The organism is Eisenbergiella sp. OF01-20, assembly GCF_003478085.1.
In the GTDB taxonomy this organism is placed as follows: Bacteria; Bacillota; Clostridia; order Lachnospirales; family Lachnospiraceae; genus Eisenbergiella.
This window is the reverse complement of the sequence record NZ_QUES01000007.1, coordinates 134,209-154,209: the sequence shown is the minus strand read 5'-3', so window position 1 is coordinate 154,209 and position 20,001 is coordinate 134,209. Positions and strand designations below refer to the sequence as shown.

The following is a 20,001-nucleotide window of genomic DNA, read 5'->3' as shown; positions in this document are numbered from 1 at the left end:
CAAAGTTTACGCCCGCCCTGGTTCTTTCTCAGGTTTTACGATACACTTCGCTTCTTTTTTAACAGTTTACTCATGGATTCACCCATTTTAACGGGGAAAAGATAACATAAAGCCGTCAGCAGCTGCTGCCTTGCCGTATGGCAGATATAGAAGCTTTTTTTGTTAATACGGCGGGCAAGGCCGTGTCCCACCGCTAGCGGATCGGCCATAAAATCCTTGGGGATCGGAAGCGGGGCGGCGGATTTGGTCCGGGTAAGAGGCGGATGAAAAAGCTGGAACCGTATCCCTTTGTCCATATATTCAAGGTTCAGGCATTTGGCGAGGGCTTCCACGGCGCCTTTTGAGGAGGCGTAGGGGCTGATATCGGGAAAACCCATTACACCTACGCCGGAACTTGTGAAAATCACCCTGCCTTTTCCCTCCTTTTCCATATACGGAACAACAGCCCTGGCAAGCCGCAGCGCCCCATAATAATTTACATTGAATACTTCTTCGTATACAGGGGTACCGGTATCCTTCATGAAGCCAAAGGTACAAAGGCAGGCATTATGGATGGCGATATCAATAGCGCCATAGGTATCGGCACTTTTTTGCACGGCGGCCCGCATACCGGCCGTATCCCTGACATCACAGACAAGGGGCAGAAGCTGTCCGGGATATTTCTCCTGCAGTGTAAGCAGCTTTGTGGTTTCCACATCCAATACGGTCACCCGGTGTCCCAGTTCCAACAGACCTTCTGCCAGATAATAACCGATTCCCTGATTTGCGCCGGTGATAAATATATTCATATCAGTTCCCCTTCCGATAGGTTGCTAAAAAGTTCTGTGCCGCAGACATTACCGCTTTCCTGAAGCGTTCCTTCTCTTTCTCCGTATAGGAATGGTTCATATATTGACTGAAATATAAGAAGATCGGAGAATAGTATTCCAGGGCGATATGGGCGGGATCCTTTCCTTCCAGATAACCGATGTCCAGCAGCTTCTTCATGACCATTGTCTGAAAGGCAAGAGGCTTTTCTATACACCAACGGACATATTGATCCCGGATTCTGTCATTATGGCTGCGTTCATGATTCATGAGCATAATCATCCGGCTGATAAAAGGATCCAAAAAAAAGTACCGGATGTATTGTTCCGTAACCGCGTAAAAATGTTTATCATCCATTGCCGTAATGTGGCCCAGCCCTTCCTCCAAACGGTCCATCATCTGCCGGGATATCTGGATATACCGGTCCATGAGAGAGTCCAGTATCGCCTGCTTATTTTTAAAATGAAAATACAGGGAACTGTCCCTGATGCCGGTTTTTGCCGCAATATCCCGCACCGAAGAGGAATCAAAGCCCTTGTGTGAAAATAAATCCAAAGCGGCTTCCTGTATCAGCTCCTTCGTTTCCATGGTATGCCTCCTTTACGTATGTGACATTTGCTATATATTATTATACCTAGCAACTGCTAGGCGGTCAAGTACATAAAAAGCTTATGTAAATCCATATCCATGAAGAAAATTTAGGAAATATAGCAAAAAGAGGAAGCGGTGCCGTCAGGAGAAGATAGTTCTTCCGATCATACGTGAATTCATAGCAGAAAAGGTTAACAATTAGCAAAGTATGATATTTACTTAACTACTGCAATTCCGTATAAATGAAGTATAGCGGTATGAACGGGCTGCAGACAAGGATTGCGGTGAGTGACAGCCCTGGGGGGAGTGTCCGACACACGGAAGGAAGGAAAATAAGAAATGGCTTTTGTATTTGCTTATACCAAAAAAGGGGATCCCTGTTATGACAGCGGAAACAGCGGCAATTATCCCGGGCTTACGGCCAGGAACTGTGATGTGAATGATGCCATGCACCTGGCGGTAAGCCGTGACGGTAAGGAATATATTCCGCTGCGGAATAATACGGGTATCCTGTTTCCTGAAGCGGATTTTACAGAAGGGAGACCGGGAGGGACGACCAAGACACTTCTGGATCCCTGGCTTTTCCGAAAACAGGATGGAACCTTCGGCGTCTGTGCCGTACGCCGAAACCAGGAGGCACCGGATCCGCTGAGCACGGGTTGCATCATGTTGTTCTGGTCTGAAGATCTGGTGCGTTTCCGGGAAGGCGGATTCCTGAAGGCTGGCGGGGAAGAGATACGCCGACCCCGGTGCCGTTGGGAGGAAGAAAAACAGTCTTACCGTCTGGAATGGGAGAATAGGAAAGGGCATATGTGCGGCCGTACCCGTTTTTTTCAGGAGATGGAAGAGATACAGGTTTGCCCGGAGACGGTCTTTGAAGAAGCCGGAAGCTGTGGGATAGACAATGCCGTACCGGGGAGTATCCTGGAGGTAAGCGAGGAAGAAGTCCAGCGGATGGAACGGTATCTGGGGGAGATATCCCATACCGGCACCGCTCCGGTTACGCTCACTGTGAAAGCAGGGGAAAAACCGGAATTTGGCAGTCTGCCGGGAGCTGTATGTCTGTACAATGACGGTTCCACTCATGAAAAGTCTGTCTGCTGGAACCGTGAGGAATGGGAAGCCATTGACTTTTCCTGTCCCGGCAGAGTCAGTATAAGCGGGGAAATAAGGCAGAGGCATTACCCGTTCCCTTTCCTGGATGCGCATATGTCGGATCCGTGTATCTGCCGGATAAACGGTAAATTCTACTTATCTGCATCCGGCCAGAGGAGCGTAACCCTTCGGATAAGCGATACCCTGGAAGGGCTGGCGGAGGCAGAACCGGTTGCGGTGTATACCATGCCTGAGTCCGATACCATACATGCCAATATGTGGGCTCCGGAACTGCATATCATCTGCGGAGTCCCGTATTTGTTCACTACGGTAGGAGAGAAATCCTGGACTACGGTACGAAGCCATGTGCTTCGGTGTAATGGGGATCCGGCAAAACCGCAGGATTGGGAAGCTCCCCGGCTGGTGGTGAAACCGGACGGCACGGAATTGCGGGAGGACGGTATTACCCTGGACATGACCTGGTTCTGTGTGGACGGTGTACATTATATCATGTGGTCGGACCGGTGTTTTGCGGATAAATCACCGGATCATACGGTTGCCGAATCGGCAGACATATATATAGCAACAATCGATCCGGCTGCGCCCTGGCAGCTGACTACTAATCCGGTCCGAATTCTCCGGCCTGTATATGGCTGGGACCGTTATGAGACGGAGGTGGATGAAGGCCCTTATCTGCTCCGGCATGGGGACGATCTGTTTGTTACCATATCCGGATCCAGTACCGGGCTGGCGGATTTGTACTGTGTCGGCCTTCTCCATGCCCGCAGAGGCAATAATCTGCTTTCACCGGACGGCTGGGACTGGCTGCCTTATCCTGTCCTGACAAAGGAAAGTGTTCCGGGGGAATTCGGGCCGGGACACAATTGTTTTATTAAAGATCCGGAAAGCGGGGACGACTTGCTGATATATCATGCGGTGCCTCATGACAGAGAAGGTAAGACATTGGGAAGGCATATGGGTATCCGGCGGGTACACTGGAGCGCAGCGGGGTACCCTTATCTGGAAATGACGGAAGATAAGGATCTGAATCCGGACTTGCGCAAGGTAACCATGCAAATTGAAATTATGTTATAAAACAGGGTAAACGCAACGACTCAAACTGCACAGCTGCCAAATGCCCCTTCACCCGCTGTCTGCAAAGTTTGAGTCATTGATAAAAGGAACTGCGGTAAACGGAAGGCGTGGTTCCTGCAATTCGGCGGAACTGTCTGTAAAAATGGATTTTGCTGGAATAGCCGCTGGCCTCGGCGATATCCTCTATGGACATGTCCGTATTCTGCAGCAGGCCCTTTGCATATTCAATACGCATCCGTATCAGGTCGGAACGCAGGGAAATATGGAAAAATTCTGTATACAGGTGCTGAAAATAAGAGGCGCTTATTCCCATCGGGCCGGCCAGAAGCGCCGGCGTATACTCACGGTAGGGTTCGGATGCCAGGGACAGGCGCAGGTTCTGCATTTTGGAAAAATAAGGGCTGCAGAGCCTGTCCCTGGCTTTTTTCATGCAGGCAAGCCGCAGATTATTAAAGAGAACGCAAAACAACATATGGATATTCTGGTTCCTGTACTCCTCCGAAATGCAGGACTTTTCCAGCAGGATCTGCCTGATATAAGAGGATGACATATCCGGATTGCCGATGGGGATGCTCATATGAAAATCAATACCGGAATTTCGGAAGGCCTCCGGATCCGGACAAAGGAAACTCAGCCAGTCGTCGGAATATTCGCTGCCGGTGCCATGGTACCGGTATGGGGTATTCGGTTGAATAAGGACAATGCTCCCGGATTCAGCCGCAAAACTGTGCCCGTCTATACAAAATGCGGTCTGTGTCCTTACCAGGAGCAGCAGAAAGTGATCGGAGCCTTGGGGACGGGAATTGAAAAAGGTCCGGGGATGGCGGGTATTATAGCCTCCTTGCAGGCATGTAAACATAGGGAACCTCCCAAAACAGATTGCGGGTTACTTCAGCCAAAATAAAATAATTCTTCGAATTTCTTGTCCAGTGCAATGCTCAGGATGAGAGCAAGCTTGGCAGTGGGGCTGAACTGTCCGGTTTCGATGGAGCTTATGGTGTTGCGGGATACGCCTACCAGTTCCGCCAGCTGGGACTGGGACAGCTTCTTTTCATTTCTGGCTTCTCTCAGACGGTTCTTCAGGATGAGGTCTTCGTTCATAATACCACCGCCTTACCGTACTGCCGGCGCCGTGAACAGGTTAAAGATATGGGCTGCGGAGAGTGCAAGAACAAAAACGGTATAAAACACCGACATTGCGATTTCGTGCCTGCGCCTCATGCGGACGGCTTTCACGGTAAAGGCGGCCGAAGGGATAGAAAATACCACGGCATACAATCCGTAATTGATACCCCCGCCCGCTGCTATCTGCAGAATAAAGAACAGGGTCGCCAGGATTCCGGCGGCAATGCCTCCGATATTCCCGCCTTCCTTCAGAACCTCTTTTTCAAAAATATCCCGGTTCTTATTTTCCTTACGGCTTTTTTCCAGTATTTCTTCCTTTTCCATAAAGAGCTTTCCCTTTCTGAATACCAAGTTAACTTGTCAAACACAGAATAACACTGCCAAGTTAACTTGTCAACATATTCTTTGGTTATCCGTGCAATAAAAGTGACAGCCTTGTTTCCGCAGCCACGGGTTCAAAGCCTCTCTGTAAGGTATGGAAGCTGCTAAAGCAGCCACGGCAGAACATTGTCACCCGCCGGAGGCGGATTCACAGGATGGATGCTGTTATTGTTATTATTTTGTAGAAATATAACAAAAAAATTGTATAATCAGGTGTGATGTTATATAATATAAATAATGAATAAGCAGATGCTTTGTTCGGAATGATGTGAATATTGCCAAAAACAAAGGAGATGAAGTATGGCGGAGGGAAGAGAGCTGATTCTGAAACTGGGTCAGAAAATAACGGACCGGATCGGCGTGAAGGTGACCGTGGAGGATCCGGAGTACTGGGGACTGGCATGTGTGATAACGGATGAGATGGCGGAGGTTGCCCTGGCCATGAAGGTGAGGGTCCCGGCTACCGCACAGTGGATTGCCAGGCGGTGTAAAAAGAGCGTGGAGCGCACCGAAGAACTGCTTCAGGAGATGAGCGTAATCGGCCTGATTGAATACAACTGGGAGAATGAGGATCACCATAAACAATATGTGCTTCCTATGTTTGTCCCCGGCTGTGCGGAATTTATGATGATGAATGCAAAACAGGTGGAGGAGCATCCGGAGCTGGCTGATTTCTTTGAACAGATGGCCAGGCTTCCGCTGGAAAAGGTAACACCCATGGTGCCTTACGGCGGAGCGGGAATCGGCATGCATGTCATCCCTGTGGAAAAAGCGATTCCGGCCAGGCAGGAGTCGGCGAGCATCGAGCATATTTCCTATTGGCTGAATAAGTACAAGGATAAATATGCGGTAGGGGCCTGCTCCTGCAGGCGCCAGCAGCGCGTGCGCGGGGAAGGGACCGGCGATTTGGAGGATGATCTGTGCATAGGCGTGGGGGATATGGCCGATTACCTGGTGGAAACGGGGAAGGGCCGCTATATTGATATCAATGAAGTCATGGAGATCCTGCAGCGGGCAGAGGATAACGGCTATGTCCATCAAATCACCAATATCGACGGAGAAGAGAAAATTTTTGCCATATGCAACTGTGCGGTGGGCGTGTGCAACGGTCTGCGGACTTCCCAGTTGTTCAATACCCCGAATATGTCCCGCTCGGCCTATCGCGCCAGCGTGACAAAAGAAGACTGTGTGGCCTGCGGCAGATGTGTGGAATACTGTCCTTCCGGAGCCGCCAGACTGGGGCAGAAGCTGTGTACCAAAAGCGGGGAGATCGAATATCCCAGGCAGGAACTGCCGGATGAAACAAAATGGGGCAGGGAAAAGTGGAGTGTGGACTACCGGGACAAAAACCAGATCAACTGCTATGATACCGGGACGGCTCCCTGCAAGGCGGCCTGTCCGGCCCATCTTCCGGTACAGGGTTATATTAAGATGGCTTCCCAGGGCAGATATATGGATGCGCTGAAGCTGATTAAGACGGAAAACCCGTTCCCGGCGGTATGCGGCGCTATCTGCAACCGGCGCTGTGAGGATGCCTGTACCAGGGGAACGGTTGACAATGCGGTGGCAATCGACGAGATCAAAAAATTCATTGCAGAGCAGGAGCTGTATGCCCGGAACCGTTATATTCCGCAGATGCTGAATTATTCAGGAAAGCCCTTTCCGGAAAAGATTGCCGTGATCGGAGCGGGGCCTGCGGGAATGTCGGCTGCCTTTTATTTAAAAAGAAGCGGATATCCGGTTACTGTTTTTGAAAAGGAAAAACGTCCCGGCGGTATGCTGCTGAACGGCATCCCGTCTTTCCGGCTGGAAAAGGATGTCATCGAGGCGGAAATTGATGTCCTTCGGTCTATGGGAGTGGAATTCCGGTGCGGGATAGAAGTGGGGCGGGATACTACCATAGAGAAGCTGCGCAGGGAAGGTTATAAAGCGTTTTATGTTGCCATAGGGGCCCAGGACGGACGCCGGGCGGGAATTCCGGGAGAAGAGGCGGAAGGTGTGCTTACAGGTCTGGAATTCTTACGTTCCGTGAATCAGGATGCGGCTGACGTCCGGCTTGCCGGCCGCACTGTGGTAATCGGCGGCGGGAATGTGGCGGTGGATGTGGCGAGAACGGCTCTGCGTGCCGGTTCCGAAGCCGCAGCCATGTATTGCCTGGAAACACGGGAAACCATGCCCGCAGCGGCGGACGAGGTTGCGGAGGCACTGGAAGAGGGAATTACGATTTGCAATTCCTGGGGACCGAAGGAGATCATTATGGAAAACGGAAGAGTATCGGGAGTGGTATTTAAAAAATGTATTTCTGTATTTGATGAGAACGGCCGGTTCCATCCCCGGTATGACGAAGAACAGCTGCTCCGGGTGGCATGCGAGTCTGTCCTGGTATCTATCGGACAGTCCGTCCGGTGGGGAGAGCTGCTAACGGGAACGAAGGTGGAAATCAATAAAAACGGAACCGTAAAGGCCGATCCTCTGACGTATCAGACCGGGGAACCGGATATCTTTGCAGGAGGTGATGTTTATACGGGGCCGAAATTTGCCATTGATGCCATTGCGGCAGGAAAAGAAGGCTGTGTATCCATACACCGGTTTGTACATGAAGGACAGAGCCTTACAATAGGCAGAAACCGGAGAATGTTTGTGGAGCTGGATAAAGAGAATCTCAGGCTGGATCCGGAATCCTTCGATAATGCGAAGCGGCAGGTTCCGGGACGGAAAAGCCCCGATGCCGGGACGGACTTTAGTGATTTACGCAGTACTTTTACCGAAGAGCAGGTAAAAGCGGAAGCGAACCGCTGCCTGGGCTGCGGAGCCACGGTGGTGGATCCCAATAAGTGTATAGGCTGCGGCATTTGTACCACCAAATGCGAATTTGATGCGATTCATCTCAGCAGAGATCTGCCGGAGGCCAGCAAGATGTATAAGGCGGAGGACAAGATGAAGGCCATTCTTCCTTATATGCTGAAGCGCGAAATCCGGATTCTACGAAAAGGAAAGAAGGGACGGGAAAGCGGGAATGCATGAATTGGGTATTATCGTACATATTTCCCGGACGCTGGATGCGGTGGCAGAGGAAAACCGGCTGACGGAAATCGGATCGGTGACGCTTGAGGTGGGAGAGGTGAGCGGAGTGGTTCCGGAGTATATGACGGACTGCTGGAAGTATTACCGTAAGAAATCGGAGCTGTTAAAGGATTCGGATTTGAAAATAGAAATACTTCCTGCCGTGACGCTTTGCGAAGCCTGCCAAAAGACCTACCCCACTGTGCGTTACGGACGGCAGTGTCCCAGCTGCGGCAGCTGGGATACCTGTCTGGTTACGGGAAATGAGTGCAGCATTAAAGAAATTGAGGCCTGCTGAAAGCGGCTGACGGAAAGAAAGGCGAGGAGGGGAGTTTATGTTATTTCATGTTTACGGCAGTAATGCGGTTTATCAGTGGGTTGCCATGCTGGCTGTTCTGGCGGCGCTTATCCTGCTGAATGAATTTTCAAGAAGGAGCAAATTCGGAGGCTTGTTCATGTTCGGCGTCCTGCCGGCAGCGCTCACGGTTTATTTTGTGGTAATAGAAGCTGCAGCCGGGCAGGGGGCGGAGTGGGCGCTTCAGAACCAGACCCATCTGTATATGAACGGGTGGTTCCATTATGCCAAGCTATATGCGTCACTGGCCGGCTGTATCGGTTTTATGATGATTAAATATGGCTGGGGTATCGGCAAAAAGCATTGGTTCAGGGCATTTCCTTTTGCTATTGTGGCGGTTAACATCCTGATTGCCGTTGCGAGTGATTTTGAATCGGCGGCTAACGGCTGGAATTCCTGGTGGATGTCGTCGGAAAGTGTCTGGCTGTATGGCGGCTGGCATAATATCATGAACGCAGTCGCAGGGATTCTCAACATCCTGTGCATGACCGGCTGGTGGGCGGTTTACGCTTCCAGGGATAAAAAGGACATGATATGGCCGGATATGATCTGGGTCTATATCGTGGTATATGATATATGGAATTTCGCCTATACTTATAACTGCCTGCCCACCCATGCCTGGTTCTGCGGGGTGGCGCTGCTGCTGGCCCCTACGATTGCAGCTCTTTTCTGGAACAAGGGCGGCTGGATCATGAACCGCGCCAATACGCTCTGTATGTGGTGTATGTTCGCCCAGGTTTTCCCGCTTTTCCAGGAAACCTTCCCGGACGGCTCCGCAGTATATAAATGGGCAGCCATACCGGTTCAGTATGCGGACGGCACCATGAACGGTATTGCCGCGGGCGGTGCGGCCAATGCCAACCCTACGGCAATGTTTGTTGTCAGTGCCCTGGCGCTGCTCACCAACGCCGCCGCATTGGGCTATATTGTATACAAGTCGGTGAAAAATAAGAAGAATCCCTATACCGGAGAAGTGTTTACCGAATTTAAGTATTATAAGGATGCCCTGGCAAGAGCGGATGTGAAATAGGCCCGGAATACAGCGGGCAGGGATCCGTAAAACAGATTGATAAAACGGCCATACCATAAAAAGTATGGCCGTTTTTCCTACAGGCAATTACCCGGCTTATTCCTGTTTCTTGGTTAAGGGGCGTAATACCCTGTATCTTTCTTATAATAAAAGCTTCATCATACGTTAGGCATTTTGGAAACCGGCGCCATCAGGATCTTTCCGGTGTCCCGGTATACATTTACAAGGCCTTCCCCGGAGGCAGCGGAACCAATCAGGGATTTCCCGGAGCGTTCCACCGTAAACTGCAGGCTGCCGCTCCAGGCGATTGCCATATTCCCGTCTACCTTCAGCACATCGTTCTGGAGGGTGATTTCCACCAGTTCCTCCTTCGGGCAGTCCGCTTCGATGCAGAATACGCCGCTGCCGTTCAGGCTCAGGTTAAACAGGCCTTCCCCGCCGGCGACCGCAGAGGAGAGGTTGGAACGCATAACCGCTTTATGCTGGAGCCTGGAATCACACGCAAGGAAAAGACCGTCATCCAGGACGACGGAACCGCCCCAGTCTGCGGCATCCATCAGAATCAGATGCTTGTATGTAGGTTCCAGTACCAGGACGCCGTCCCCGGTGTATTCCGGTTTGATTGCGGATTCGCCGGTAACCTTGCCGCGCACGGCTTTTCCGAACAAGTCGCCCACTCCCTTAATACCGGTGGTGGCATTTACGTTTCCCAGCATCCACTGCATGGCTCCGGCCTGGATGGTCACATTAGCCTTGCTCAGGTCGCAGACCACCTGACGCTTACGCACATTCATTTTACTGCTGAAATAGGCCACTGTAGCAGATGAGGGCATCACACTGAGATCCCGCTCGTATTCAATAACCGTAAACGGGCCGGCATTTGCCAGCGTCTTGATATCGTCATTGTCCATGAAATTTGAAATCTGATACATTTTCATACCTCCTTCAAAGGGTTTATATAAGTTAAGTGTAGCATTTGGGAAGGGGGATGACAAATTAAGATTTCATGAAAATGGCGGTGAACGGAAATCATCCCTTTTTCTATACCGCGAAATACGGGAATGCGGTGTTCAGACCGTTACCGGTGCGCTAGCCGGCCTCAAGCGTCTTCCGTCTTTATACACCTCTCAAAAATCAGAATGGTCTGATCTATAGTTGCATTGAGACTAATCTGGATAAACATCATAGGGCTTACCGTTTTGCCTACTTCATTTACAAAAACAGAATGGTGCCTCCATCCTTGTTCCGCATATTCGCTCAGCGCCATATTAAAGGCTTTGCCGTCAATTTCCCCGGTGGATAAATCGTTTATAATGACTGTTTTATATTCATATAGAGGATTCTTTTTAAGCTGGGCTTCTTTCTGCCTTTCTTTTTCTTTCTGCTGTTCCTCCCTTTCACGGGCCAGCTGCTCATTAGCATAACGGATATTGGCTATTTCATTGGAGTTTATCACGCGTCTGTGAAAATAACTATAATGGCAGTTGAAACATTCCTTGACATCATCGCCGATAAGTTCTCCGCAGTTGGGGCACTGTTTCATAGGAAATCCCTCCATTTCTTCCTGTGTACTTTATAAAAATTCTACCACAATAAGGGGATAATTGCCAGAGCGTGTATTTCATAATTCATTCCCGCTAATGGTAATGCATAACTTGCACAACATATTTGGAACCGTATTCCAAAGCCGCCCCTAAAAAAATATTAATTAATTATTTATAACATAAAATTAAAATAATGAATATAAATATTAATTATATTAATTTTAATATTGACATTATTAAAATTGGGGTTTATATTAAACACATAATAAGTAAACAGAAAGCAGCGGAAAGGAAAGAAGGTGACAGAATGTACCAGGTTATAAGCAGCTGCCCCGTATGCGGGAAAAAGCTTAAAGTTGTCAAGCTCCAATGTGAAAACTGCGATACGGTCATTGAAAATGATTTCTGCCTCAGCAAATTTGATTATCTCAGTACCGAGGACCTCTTTTTTGCGGAAACCTTTTTGAAATGCCGGGGAAACATAAAGGAAGTGGAAAAGGAACTTAAGATTTCCTATCCGACGGTGCGATCCAGGCTGGATGATATCATAGGAAAACTGGATGGAAAGCCAAAGACAGCCGTCCCTGCCCCCTCTTCTTCGCGCAAAAAGGAAATTCTGAGCGCTTTGGAAAACGGGGAAATCACCCCGGAAGAAGCATTGGAGCAGATGAAGGAAAAGTAATCAGGGCCGTAATGGGCGGACACGGATCGGATGTCCGGCGGATTCGGCTGACAGATAAGCGCTGGCCGGAAGGAACGGTGATGACAGCGCGGAAATGAGGAAAAGGATATGGATGAAAAACTAAGAATCTTAAAAATGGTAGAAGAAGGGAAGCTTTCCGCAGAACAGGCTGTGGAATTGTTAAAAGCGCTGGAAGGCACCGTGCCGGAAGGGGAAACGGCTGATTATGATCAAGATGCATATGAACAGACGGCAATTGTTAACAGCAATATTCCCTATGAAAATAAAATGCTGCGTGTGATTGTGGACAGTCCGGCCGGGGATAAGGTAAATATCCAGCTTCCGGTAAAAATTATACGACAGATGCTAAAGGTAACGGGAAAGCTTCCTATTAAAAGCGAAGAGCTGGAAGGGATCGATCTGGAAGCGCTGACGGCCTCGGTTCTTGAATGCATTGATAATGAAACCCTGGGAAATATAGTGGAAGTGAACAGTTCTGACGGCACGACGGTCAGAATTTATATCGGATAGTGGCGGGAGGAGGAGCTGATGCGCATTATTATCCGTTCCAAGGATGTGAATATGCGGCTGCCTGTTCCGTTGGCTCTGGCAGATGCAGCAGTCCGTTTCCTGCCGGAAGCCGTCGTGGAGGATTTGAGAAAATCGGTTCCGGCACCCTATGGGGAGGTGATTACCAAAGAGCTTCTTCAGTCGCTGGTGCGGGAATGCCGTATGGTATTAAAGGAATACAAAGGGCTTGAGATAGTACATGTGGAAGCCAGGGACGGTACCTTTGTTTCTGTCCGGTTATAACAGAAGACAGCGTGTGTTTGTAAAACACGCTGTAGTACTAGTACTGTACAATATTCATTTCTTCCTGAAGCCGGCTCAGGAAAATCCTGGCCGCTTTGGAAAATACCTGGTATTTTTTCCACACAATATTCAGGCCTGCTTTCAGGGCAGGCTTCAGCGGACGGAATACCAGATTGCTGTTTCCACTGGTGTTAACCAGCTTATCCAGAGTTAATGCATATCCGACGCCTTCCTCCACCATGAGGGAGGCGTTGTAGATCAGGTTATAATTCGCTACGATATTCAACGTTTCAAAGCTTTTGCCCACCCATCCGGAAAACTCATTATGCACCGAAGTCTGGCGGGAGCACAGGAGAGGAATATCCATCAGATCCCCGGGACTTATGAATTCATGGGAAGCCAGGGGACTGTCCTTTTGCATCAGCAGCCCCCAGGTATCGGAGGCGGGCAGTCTCAGATAATCATATTTTTTAATGTCTGCGGGTTCAATCAGAATGCCGAAGTCCAATAGCCCTTTGTCCAGACGTTCCGATACATCATCCGCATTACCGCTGTAAAGATAGTAATGAATATGAGGGTAATCCTCCCGCAGTCCTTTGGCAGTCCGGGCGATGAGACGCATGGCGTCGGTTTCCCCGCCGCCGATATACACATCGCCGCTGACAAGCTCATCCGGTTTCAGAAAATCATTTTCCGTCTTATCCGTTAAATCCACGATTTCCTGTGCCCTTTTTCGCAGAAACAATCCTTCCTCCGTGAGCGTTATTTTCCGGTTTCCGCGGATGAAAAGCTGTTTTCCCAGCTCATCTTCCAGCTCCTTCAGCTGTTTGGAAAGCGTAGGCTGCGTGACATGCAGGGAATCTGCCGCTGCCGTGATGCTTTCTTCCCGTGCAACCGCCAAAAAATATCGTAATACCCGTAGTTCCATTCTGCCGTCCCCCTTTTCCTTTCCCGCGGCGCGGTAATGCCCGTGGTTTTATTATACTTTCATCTAGCCATTCCTGTCAACTATGGGTAAGTATTCTATATAACTATTTGCTATTAAAAGTGCCGGGAAATATAATAAAGGTAAGAAAAGAGAAAAGAAAAGACAGGAACGGATGGTAACAGTTCGGATCTGTCTGACCTGTTACAACTGATGCGGCAGCATATATATGGAGGTAACTGCTATGAAAAAAATGAAAGAACAAAAATTTACAGGAGAAAGAGCTTTGTTCCAGAGTAAGGGGCTGCAGCTTTCCTATTGTACCTTTGCGGAAGGGGAATCGCCGCTGAAGGAAAGCCGGGATCTGGATATTGACAACAGCCTTTTCCAATGGAAATATCCCCTCTGGTACTGCAGCAGCGTAAAGGTAGAGGACAGTACCCTCTTTGAAACAGCCAGGGCGGGGATCTGGTATACCAACCGGATCCGTATGAAAAACATAACCATACAGGCGCCTAAAACCTTCCGCCGCTGCCGGGATATAAAGCTGGAAAAAGTCACTATGACAAATGCGGCCGAAACCCTGTGGAACTGCCGGGATGTGGTCATGAAGGAGATTACGGCGGCGGGGGATTATTTTGCCATGAACAGCATGGATATGGAAATCGACGGATTTATCCTGACGGGGAACTATGCCTTTGACGGGGTGAAGAATCTGACAATACGCAATGCGAAGATGCTCACCAAAGACGCTTTCTGGAACTGTGAAAACGTAACGGTGTACGATTCCTTTATCGCAGGCCAGTATCTGGGGTGGAATTCAAAAAATGTGACGCTGGTGAACTGTACGGTGGAAAGCGAGCAGGGAATGTGTTACATGGATAACGTGGTCATGAAGAACTGCCGCCTTCTGAATACGGATCTTGCCTTTGAATATTCCACGGTGGATGCGGAAATTGACGGAAGGATCGAAAGTGTGAAGAATCCTTGTTCCGGCAGGATAACGGCGCGGGAAATCGGTGAGCTGATTTTTGATAATCCGGACATGAAACGGGAGGACACGCGGGTCATGCAGCGTATTACGCAGGCGGAAAAGGCGGGCTGAATATGGAAGAGAAGGAAAAAGGCAGGCTGAGTATGGAAGAGAAGGAAAAAGGCCGGCAGATTCAGGCCCGGCTGCTGGTACAGAACCTTGAGGATGCCGGCTGTACGGAAGAATTTATCCGGCGGTTTCTGGAATCCCGGAAGGAAGGAAACCGGGATAAGCAAAAACGTCTCCTTGCCGGACAGCGATGCCGCCTTCTGGATGATGTCCACGAAAACCAGAAACGTCTGGATTGTCTGGATTATCTGATTTATGAAATAAAAAAAGAAGAAAAGGAAGATGAAAATGACATATGATTTTGACAGAATGACAGAGCGCCGGGGAACGAACTCCCTGAAATGGGAGGTAGGGGAAAAAGAGCTTCCCATGTGGGTGGCCGATATGGATTTCGAAACGGCGCCGGCGATCCGGGAAGCGATAGAGAACCGCGCCGCAAACGGGATATTCGGTTATGAAACGGTGCCCGGGGAATGGTACCGGTCCATACAGTCCTGGTGGGCGGACCGGTACGGTTTTGTTATAAAAAAGGAATGGCTGGTTTTTGCAGGCGGCGTTATTCCCACAGTATCCAGTGCAGTCAGGAAATTTACGACAGTGGGTGAAAAAGTGTTGGTTCAGACGCCGGCTTATCCTGTTTTTTTCCACTCCATCCGTAACAACGGCCGTCATGTGGCGGAAAACAGGCTGCGCTATGATGGAATACAATACAGGGTAGATTTTGCGGATTTGGAAAAGAAGCTGTCTGATCCGCAGACAACCATGATGATTCTCTGCAATCCCCATAATCCGGCAGGGAAGCGTTGGGATGCGCAGACGCTGGAAAGAATCGGTGCATTATGTGCAAAATACCATGTCCTTGTGCTGGCGGATGAAATCCATTGCGATTTGACCGATCCCGGATATGTGTATGTGCCCTTCGCATCCGTTTCGGAAGAATGCGCAGCGAACAGCATTACCTGTATTTCCCCCTCTAAATCCTTTAACCTGGCGGGGCTGCAGTCTGCGGCGGTCATCGTGCCGGATGAGAACCTGCGCCATAAAATGGAACGGGCACTGAATACCGATGAGGCGGCAGAACCCAACAGCTTTGCTGTCTGCGCCGCCATAGCCGCATATACAAAGGGAGCAGAATGGCTGGACGCCCTGCGGGAATACCTGTATGAAAACAAGAAATTCGCTGTGGAATTTCTGGAAAAGGAAGTGCCGGGTATAACTGCCGTACCGTCAGAGGCCACCTACCTTCTTTGGCTGGATTGCAAAGGAACCGTGGGAAGTGCCTCACAGCTGTGCCGCTATACCAGACAGAATACCGGATTGTATTTGTCGGACGGCGCGGCGTACGGGGGAAATGGGGAACGGTTCCTGCGTATGAATCTTGCCTGCCCAAGGGAAAGGCTGGCGGATGGGCTTAAGAGACTGAAGGAAGCGGTACCGGGATTTGAGAAATGGGAGGTTTCCTTGTGCTGATGACGGCAGAGGAAGAGCAGGTAAACAGATATCTCCTGTTAACCTGCCCTTATCGATTGGCTCTTACCTGGTCGCTGCTATCAATTCATCGTACTGTGCCTTCAGTTCCGGGTAGCTGGCATTCCCGTAATCCTCAAGTGTTTTCATCCCGATCTGTTCGGCCTGCTGGATCATGGCGTGAAACGCTTCTTCACAGGCTTCTTCGGATTCCGCCATGAAAATGTTGGTATTCTGGTTTTTTACCATTTCATCCAGTTTCGCATTAATATTGGCTTCGTCCGAATCGGTTGCAAACCGGATCATACCGATTACAGGATTTCTATTCACATATTCTGTCAGATTTTGCCTGTCCACTGCGGTCTGGGAATCCGAGTTGGCTTCCGCAATGCTGGTAACAATGGCGTTGTGGACCAGCCAGCCCCAGTATTTCAGGCCTCTGGGCTGGAGCACGGAATTATCACCCTGGAAGTCGTAAGTAAAGGTGGGATAGCCGTCGGAATCCAGGGAATAATCATCCCCTTCAATTCCCCACATCAGAAGCTTCATGCCTTCTTCGCCGTAAGCATAGGCGAGCAGTTTATAAGCGGCTTCCACGTCCTTACAGGAACGTGTGATATACAGGCCGCGCCCCCCGCAGTTGGTATCATAGGAAGCACAGGAATCACTCAGTTCATTCGTTACGAGCGTGAAGCGGAAGTTATCTTTATTTGCGGTAATAGCAGCATTGTAATTATCCGCATGGTTATCATAGCCGAAGTTGGCGAATACGTTGCCGCCCACACAGATCTCCTTGGTTTCATCTTCGGACTGGTAAGCGAAGTTTTCCGCTGTCAGATAACCCAGGCGGTACCATTCATTGATTTTTTTGTAATAATCAAGCAGACCATCCTGACGGAGCCACCATTTCAGTGTGCCGTCCGGGGCTTCATAATAGCCGTTTCCCTTGAGTCCGAGCTGCTGCATCAGCCAGTTGAATTTATGGGCGCTGTTGAAAGAGCACACGGTCATATCGGGGTGGGCCTTTGCTACTTTATCAAAAGCGGAGTCCAAATCTTCCAGTGTCCGGAATTCAAGTCCCAATTCTTCGGCAATATCGCTGCGATACATAAAACCCGGACCTTCAGACAGTATTTTATCATATTTATCGTACTCATATTCCGGAGAAAAACCACAGCCAATCGTATAATAATGACCATCCGCAGCCTGGTTTACGAATTGGTATATCGGATCTACATTAAACTCGATTTCCGGATAGGTTTCATGCAGTTCGTCCAAAGGATAGCACACCTGGGAGTCCGCAAGATATTGATATCGGTAAGAACAGATAATGTCAGGCATATCGCCGGAAGCTACCATAAGGGACAGCTGGTTTTCGTCGGCGGCTCTGGTTACTTCGATGTTGACACCCAGCCGTTTCTCTAATTCCTCAGGGACCGCGCCTTCCCATTTCTCATAGGGCCACCAGGTCTCATCCACAAACAGAGTCAGAGTCGGAACCTGTCCGTTTTCCGTCTGTGCGGTTTCCGTCCCCTGTGCAGCAGTATTGCTGTCATCGGGAGAGGCTTCCCGGGTACTTCCACATGCTGCCGTCGTTGCGGCAATTACCATTGATAACAGAACCGCTGTTACTTTTTTCCACTTCATAATTCATTCCTCCTGCTATATTATATTCTTATGTTACAGACCGGACAAGCTGGCAAAGCTTTCTGGTCGGACTGCCTTTCAAAACCTTATTCTTTTACGGCACCGATCATCATGCCCTGTACAAAATACTTTTGAAGAAACGGATATACACACATAATGGGAATCATGGATACGGCCATGGCAGTGGCCTGTACAGTAAATGATGTGGCCGTGTTTGCCTGTGAGATCTGTCCGGCTGCATCTGCATTGGCAGCGGTCGCAAGCGTTTGGTTAATGGTGGTCATCATCTTGTAGGAGAGGGTATGCAGGTTGATATCCCTCACATAATAAGCGGAATCCAGCCAGCTGTTCCATTGGCCTACGGCAGCAAAAAGGGACAGGGTGGCAAGGAAAGGTTTGGATACAGGGAGTACCACTTTGGATAAAACCTGAATTTCCCTGGCACCATCTATTTTAGCCGCTTCAATCATCGATTCAGGGATGGCACTAAAAAAATTGATGCCCGTCATTACAAAAAAGCCGTTTACCATGCCCGGAATTACGTATACCCAGAAGGTATTCAGAAGCCCTAATCCCCGGAGAAGAACATAATAGGGAATTAGTCCGCCGGAGAAATACATAGTGAATACAACCAGGAAACGATATGCTTTTTTAAACATCAGATTGTTTCTTGACAAAGCATAACTGAACATGCTTGTAAAGCCTGTACATAATATAGTCCCGGCCAGGGTTCTTGACACTGAGATAAGAAAAGCATGCCTCCAGTCCGCGTCACCGATAAACAGCTCGTAATTGGACAGGGTGAATTTACGCGGCCAGAAATAAATGCCGCCTTTCATAAGATCCAGTCCATCGTTAAAGGAACACAGAATCGTATAGTAAAAAGGGTATAAGGTAATGAGCCCTATCAGGGACAGCAGGATGTAGACGATGATGTCAACCGCCCTATCTTCATTTATTTTCACTTTCATAACAATCCTCCTTAAAAAAGCCCTTCGCCGGATACTTTTTTTGCTGCCTGGTTACTGATAATCACTAAAAATATGGACAGAACCGACTGGATCAGATCAACAGCAGTAGCGTAAGAAAAACGGCCCTGGGCCATTCCCATTTTAAATGCATAGGTCTGAATGATTTCCGAGGTGGCGTTATTTACCGTATTTCCCATAAGGAAAGACTGTTCGAAATTAGAACCTACCATGCCGCCCCCCAGAAAGCTGCCTATTGACAGGATAAGGACTGTAACAATGGAACCTTTAATACCCGGCAGCGTGATATGCCAGATCCTTTTCAGCCTTCCTGCGCCATCAATACCGGCGGCTTCATACAAGGTACTGTCTATTCCTGATATAGCAGCCAGAAATATGATTGCCCACCAGCCGGAGCTTTTCCATATGGATAGAACGACCGTAGTACCCCAAAAGTAGTCCGGATCCGTAAGGAAAGGAATTCCCTGTGATACAATTCCCAATTTCACCAGAAGCTGGTTGATAACACCGCTGTTCTGGGAAAGCAGGGCGCTGCTGATACCATATACAAGAACCCAGGATACAAAATTGGGCAGATAGCTTGCTGTCTGGATCAGCCTTTTAAATGGCTTGTTATGACACTCGGATATCAGTATGGCAAGAATGATGGGAACTGGAAAGGCGAATATCATTTTCAGTGTACTGATAGCAATTGTATTCCGCAGCAGCTCTGCAAACCGGTAATCGGTAAAGAACTCCCTGAAATATTTTAGACCTATCCACTCACTGCTGAATATTCCTTGTATTCCTGATGTTATTTTGTAGGACTTAAAGGCAAGTATTATGCCAAACATTGGAATTACAGAAAAAAGCAGGAGGTATAGCACACCGGCCAGTGCAAAAAACTGAATTTCGATTTGCCGTCCGAATTTTCTAACCCCTTTTTTCATGCTGTTGGTTATCCCCCTTTTATGTATTGTCTTTTTACAGATGTATTGTAACATTGCAGAAAGTGCACTCGAAATGGTATATATTTTGGACGGAACAGATACTGGGAGATATCATTTAAAATAAATGACATTTTTATATATTTCTTTTGAATGCAGGCCATTTTGTTAAACAGGCGTTTCTTTTGGACAAGAGCCGGCTAAAAAAAGTTGACAAATCCAAAGAATTTGCACACCGTAATTGCGCAGCCTGTCTTGTGTTTTACCGGCGTTTCAGTGATAATAAAAAAAGGGGCGATATTACAGAAAGCAATGTCCCGGCAGGGACAAACATGGGAAAGGAACGCGGTTTGCTATACCCATC

Annotated in this window: 21 protein-coding genes; 10 read left to right on the top strand and 11 right to left on the bottom strand. The window is 48.8% G+C overall.

Features of this window, described 5'->3' with window-relative positions; all coding sequences use genetic code 11:
• Positions 1-35: 35 nt before the first annotated feature.
• Positions 36-788 carry an SDR family NAD(P)-dependent oxidoreductase gene (locus DXA36_RS11430; protein ID WP_118679218.1) on the bottom strand — a complete coding sequence of 251 codons (753 nt, stop codon included), beginning with the start codon at positions 786-788 and terminating at the stop codon, positions 36-38.
• 1 nt (position 789) lies between these two features.
• Complete coding sequence (locus DXA36_RS11425; protein WP_118679216.1) at positions 790-1,395, bottom strand: TetR/AcrR family transcriptional regulator; 606 nt, start codon at positions 1,393-1,395, stop codon at positions 790-792.
• 342 nt (positions 1,396-1,737) lie between these two features.
• Here DXA36_RS11425 and DXA36_RS11420 point away from each other — a divergent pair, with 342 nt between their 5' ends.
• A complete protein-coding gene (locus tag DXA36_RS11420; protein WP_118679214.1) occupies positions 1,738-3,588 on the top strand; it encodes a family 43 glycosylhydrolase in 1,851 nt (616 codons plus the stop codon).
• Positions 3,589-3,661: 73 nt separating this feature from the next.
• Here DXA36_RS11420 and DXA36_RS11415 read toward each other — a convergent pair whose 3' ends face one another.
• The 3 genes from DXA36_RS11415 to DXA36_RS11405 are packed head-to-tail and all read right to left on the bottom strand — an operon-like array spanning position 3,662 to position 5,037.
• Positions 3,662-4,447, bottom strand: coding sequence for a helix-turn-helix domain-containing protein (locus tag DXA36_RS11415; protein WP_118679213.1), 786 nt, complete (start codon positions 4,445-4,447; stop codon positions 3,662-3,664).
• A gap of 32 nt (positions 4,448-4,479) precedes the next feature.
• Complete coding sequence (locus tag DXA36_RS11410; protein WP_118679212.1) at positions 4,480-4,689, bottom strand: helix-turn-helix transcriptional regulator; 210 nt, start codon at positions 4,687-4,689, stop codon at positions 4,480-4,482.
• Positions 4,690-4,701: 12 nt separating this feature from the next.
• Positions 4,702-5,037 carry a DUF6442 family protein gene (locus DXA36_RS11405; protein ID WP_118679211.1) on the bottom strand — a complete coding sequence of 112 codons (336 nt, stop codon included), beginning with the start codon at positions 5,035-5,037 and terminating at the stop codon, positions 4,702-4,704.
• A gap of 357 nt (positions 5,038-5,394) precedes the next feature.
• Between DXA36_RS11405 and DXA36_RS11400 the strand changes: the two genes are divergently transcribed.
• Genes DXA36_RS11400 through DXA36_RS11390 form a run of 3 tightly spaced genes read left to right on the top strand, consistent with a single transcriptional unit; the run spans position 5,395 to position 9,542 of the window.
• Complete coding sequence (locus DXA36_RS11400; protein ID WP_118679210.1) at positions 5,395-8,118, top strand: FAD-dependent oxidoreductase; 2,724 nt, start codon at positions 5,395-5,397, stop codon at positions 8,116-8,118.
• On the top strand, positions 8,111-8,455 hold the full coding sequence (locus DXA36_RS11395) for a hydrogenase maturation nickel metallochaperone HypA (protein ID WP_118679209.1): 345 nt from the start codon (positions 8,111-8,113) through the stop codon (positions 8,453-8,455). The genes DXA36_RS11400 and DXA36_RS11395 overlap by 8 nt, the downstream gene beginning before the upstream one ends.
• A 37-nt stretch (positions 8,456-8,492) precedes the next feature.
• Positions 8,493-9,542 (top strand): DUF5692 family protein, encoded by a 1,050-nt coding sequence (locus DXA36_RS11390; protein WP_118679208.1) that lies wholly within the window; start codon positions 8,493-8,495, stop codon positions 9,540-9,542.
• 158 nt (positions 9,543-9,700) lie between these two features.
• On the opposite strand, the gene DXA36_RS11385 is transcribed toward DXA36_RS11390, so the two are convergent.
• Positions 9,701-10,474, bottom strand: a complete 774-nt coding sequence (locus DXA36_RS11385) for an AIM24 family protein (protein WP_118679207.1) — start codon at positions 10,472-10,474, stop codon at positions 9,701-9,703.
• A gap of 167 nt (positions 10,475-10,641) precedes the next feature.
• The gene (locus DXA36_RS11380; protein WP_182479022.1) at positions 10,642-11,085 is read right to left on the bottom strand and encodes a DUF4177 domain-containing protein; all 444 of its coding nucleotides are present in this window, start codon (positions 11,083-11,085) and stop codon (positions 10,642-10,644) included.
• A 308-nt stretch (positions 11,086-11,393) separates the two neighbouring features.
• Here DXA36_RS11380 and DXA36_RS11375 point away from each other — a divergent pair, with 308 nt between their 5' ends.
• The 3 genes from DXA36_RS11375 to DXA36_RS11365 all read left to right on the top strand — a co-directional run bounded on the left by DXA36_RS11375 (position 11,394) and on the right by DXA36_RS11365 (position 12,581).
• Positions 11,394-11,768 carry a DUF2089 domain-containing protein gene (locus DXA36_RS11375; protein WP_118679326.1) on the top strand — a complete coding sequence of 125 codons (375 nt, stop codon included), beginning with the start codon at positions 11,394-11,396 and terminating at the stop codon, positions 11,766-11,768.
• A gap of 108 nt (positions 11,769-11,876) precedes the next feature.
• Complete coding sequence (locus tag DXA36_RS11370; RefSeq protein WP_118679205.1) at positions 11,877-12,299, top strand: SHOCT-like domain-containing protein; 423 nt, start codon at positions 11,877-11,879, stop codon at positions 12,297-12,299.
• A gap of 18 nt (positions 12,300-12,317) precedes the next feature.
• Positions 12,318-12,581 carry a hypothetical protein gene (locus DXA36_RS11365; protein WP_118679203.1) on the top strand — a complete coding sequence of 88 codons (264 nt, stop codon included), beginning with the start codon at positions 12,318-12,320 and terminating at the stop codon, positions 12,579-12,581.
• Positions 12,582-12,618: 37 nt separating this feature from the next.
• Here DXA36_RS11365 and DXA36_RS11360 read toward each other — a convergent pair whose 3' ends face one another.
• The gene (locus DXA36_RS11360; protein ID WP_118679201.1) at positions 12,619-13,509 is read right to left on the bottom strand and encodes a LysR family transcriptional regulator; all 891 of its coding nucleotides are present in this window, start codon (positions 13,507-13,509) and stop codon (positions 12,619-12,621) included.
• A 241-nt stretch (positions 13,510-13,750) separates the two neighbouring features.
• Here DXA36_RS11360 and DXA36_RS11355 point away from each other — a divergent pair, with 241 nt between their 5' ends.
• From DXA36_RS11355 to DXA36_RS11345, 3 genes are read left to right on the top strand one after another with little or no spacing between them, the layout of a single operon-like run.
• Positions 13,751-14,611, top strand: a complete 861-nt coding sequence (locus DXA36_RS11355) for a DUF3737 family protein (RefSeq protein WP_118679199.1) — start codon at positions 13,751-13,753, stop codon at positions 14,609-14,611.
• A 2-nt stretch (positions 14,612-14,613) separates the two neighbouring features.
• On the top strand, positions 14,614-14,907 hold the full coding sequence (locus tag DXA36_RS11350; RefSeq protein ID WP_243114624.1) for a hypothetical protein: 294 nt from the start codon (positions 14,614-14,616) through the stop codon (positions 14,905-14,907).
• On the top strand, positions 14,897-16,078 hold the full coding sequence (locus DXA36_RS11345; protein ID WP_118679197.1) for a MalY/PatB family protein: 1,182 nt from the start codon (positions 14,897-14,899) through the stop codon (positions 16,076-16,078). Before DXA36_RS11350 ends, DXA36_RS11345 begins: the two co-directional genes overlap by 11 nt.
• Positions 16,079-16,141: 63 nt before the next feature.
• Here DXA36_RS11345 and DXA36_RS11340 read toward each other — a convergent pair whose 3' ends face one another.
• From DXA36_RS11340 to DXA36_RS11330, 3 genes are all read right to left on the bottom strand, one after another.
• Positions 16,142-17,722 (bottom strand): extracellular solute-binding protein, encoded by a 1,581-nt coding sequence (locus DXA36_RS11340; RefSeq protein WP_118679195.1) that lies wholly within the window; start codon positions 17,720-17,722, stop codon positions 16,142-16,144.
• Positions 17,723-17,808: 86 nt separating this feature from the next.
• Positions 17,809-18,693 (bottom strand): carbohydrate ABC transporter permease, encoded by an 885-nt coding sequence (locus tag DXA36_RS11335; RefSeq protein WP_118679193.1) that lies wholly within the window; start codon positions 18,691-18,693, stop codon positions 17,809-17,811.
• Between the two features lie 11 nt (positions 18,694-18,704).
• On the bottom strand, positions 18,705-19,640 hold the full coding sequence (locus DXA36_RS11330; protein ID WP_118679191.1) for an ABC transporter permease: 936 nt from the start codon (positions 19,638-19,640) through the stop codon (positions 18,705-18,707).
• Positions 19,641-20,001: the final 361 nt, after the last annotated feature.

What these genes read in the sequence shown, in the direction of transcription:
- DXA36_RS11430 (WP_118679218.1), bottom strand. Translation starts at nt 788, where the DNA reads ATGAATATATTTATCACCGGCGCAAATCAGGGAATCGGTTATTATCTG.
- DXA36_RS11425 (WP_118679216.1), bottom strand. Translation starts at nt 1,395, where the DNA reads ATGGAAACGAAGGAGCTGATACAGGAAGCCGCTTTGGATTTATTTTCA.
- DXA36_RS11420 (WP_118679214.1), top strand. Translation starts at nt 1,738, where the DNA reads ATGGCTTTTGTATTTGCTTATACCAAAAAAGGGGATCCCTGTTATGAC.
- DXA36_RS11415 (WP_118679213.1), bottom strand. Translation starts at nt 4,447, where the DNA reads ATGTTTACATGCCTGCAAGGAGGCTATAATACCCGCCATCCCCGGACC.
- DXA36_RS11410 (WP_118679212.1), bottom strand. Translation starts at nt 4,689, where the DNA reads ATGAACGAAGACCTCATCCTGAAGAACCGTCTGAGAGAAGCCAGAAAT.
- DXA36_RS11405 (WP_118679211.1), bottom strand. Translation starts at nt 5,037, where the DNA reads ATGGAAAAGGAAGAAATACTGGAAAAAAGCCGTAAGGAAAATAAGAAC.
- DXA36_RS11400 (WP_118679210.1), top strand. Translation starts at nt 5,395, where the DNA reads ATGGCGGAGGGAAGAGAGCTGATTCTGAAACTGGGTCAGAAAATAACG.
- DXA36_RS11395 (WP_118679209.1), top strand. Translation starts at nt 8,111, where the DNA reads ATGCATGAATTGGGTATTATCGTACATATTTCCCGGACGCTGGATGCG.
- DXA36_RS11390 (WP_118679208.1), top strand. Translation starts at nt 8,493, where the DNA reads ATGTTATTTCATGTTTACGGCAGTAATGCGGTTTATCAGTGGGTTGCC.
- DXA36_RS11385 (WP_118679207.1), bottom strand. Translation starts at nt 10,474, where the DNA reads ATGTATCAGATTTCAAATTTCATGGACAATGACGATATCAAGACGCTG.
- DXA36_RS11380 (WP_182479022.1), bottom strand. Translation starts at nt 11,085, where the DNA reads ATGAAACAGTGCCCCAACTGCGGAGAACTTATCGGCGATGATGTCAAG.
- DXA36_RS11375 (WP_118679326.1), top strand. Translation starts at nt 11,394, where the DNA reads ATGTACCAGGTTATAAGCAGCTGCCCCGTATGCGGGAAAAAGCTTAAA.
- DXA36_RS11370 (WP_118679205.1), top strand. Translation starts at nt 11,877, where the DNA reads ATGGATGAAAAACTAAGAATCTTAAAAATGGTAGAAGAAGGGAAGCTT.
- DXA36_RS11365 (WP_118679203.1), top strand. Translation starts at nt 12,318, where the DNA reads ATGCGCATTATTATCCGTTCCAAGGATGTGAATATGCGGCTGCCTGTT.
- DXA36_RS11360 (WP_118679201.1), bottom strand. Translation starts at nt 13,509, where the DNA reads ATGGAACTACGGGTATTACGATATTTTTTGGCGGTTGCACGGGAAGAA.
- DXA36_RS11355 (WP_118679199.1), top strand. Translation starts at nt 13,751, where the DNA reads ATGAAAAAAATGAAAGAACAAAAATTTACAGGAGAAAGAGCTTTGTTC.
- DXA36_RS11350 (WP_243114624.1), top strand. Translation starts at nt 14,614, where the DNA reads ATGGAAGAGAAGGAAAAAGGCAGGCTGAGTATGGAAGAGAAGGAAAAA.
- DXA36_RS11345 (WP_118679197.1), top strand. Translation starts at nt 14,897, where the DNA reads ATGACATATGATTTTGACAGAATGACAGAGCGCCGGGGAACGAACTCC.
- DXA36_RS11340 (WP_118679195.1), bottom strand. Translation starts at nt 17,722, where the DNA reads ATGAAGTGGAAAAAAGTAACAGCGGTTCTGTTATCAATGGTAATTGCC.
- DXA36_RS11335 (WP_118679193.1), bottom strand. Translation starts at nt 18,693, where the DNA reads ATGAAAGTGAAAATAAATGAAGATAGGGCGGTTGACATCATCGTCTAC.
- DXA36_RS11330 (WP_118679191.1), bottom strand. Translation starts at nt 19,640, where the DNA reads ATGAAAAAAGGGGTTAGAAAATTCGGACGGCAAATCGAAATTCAGTTT.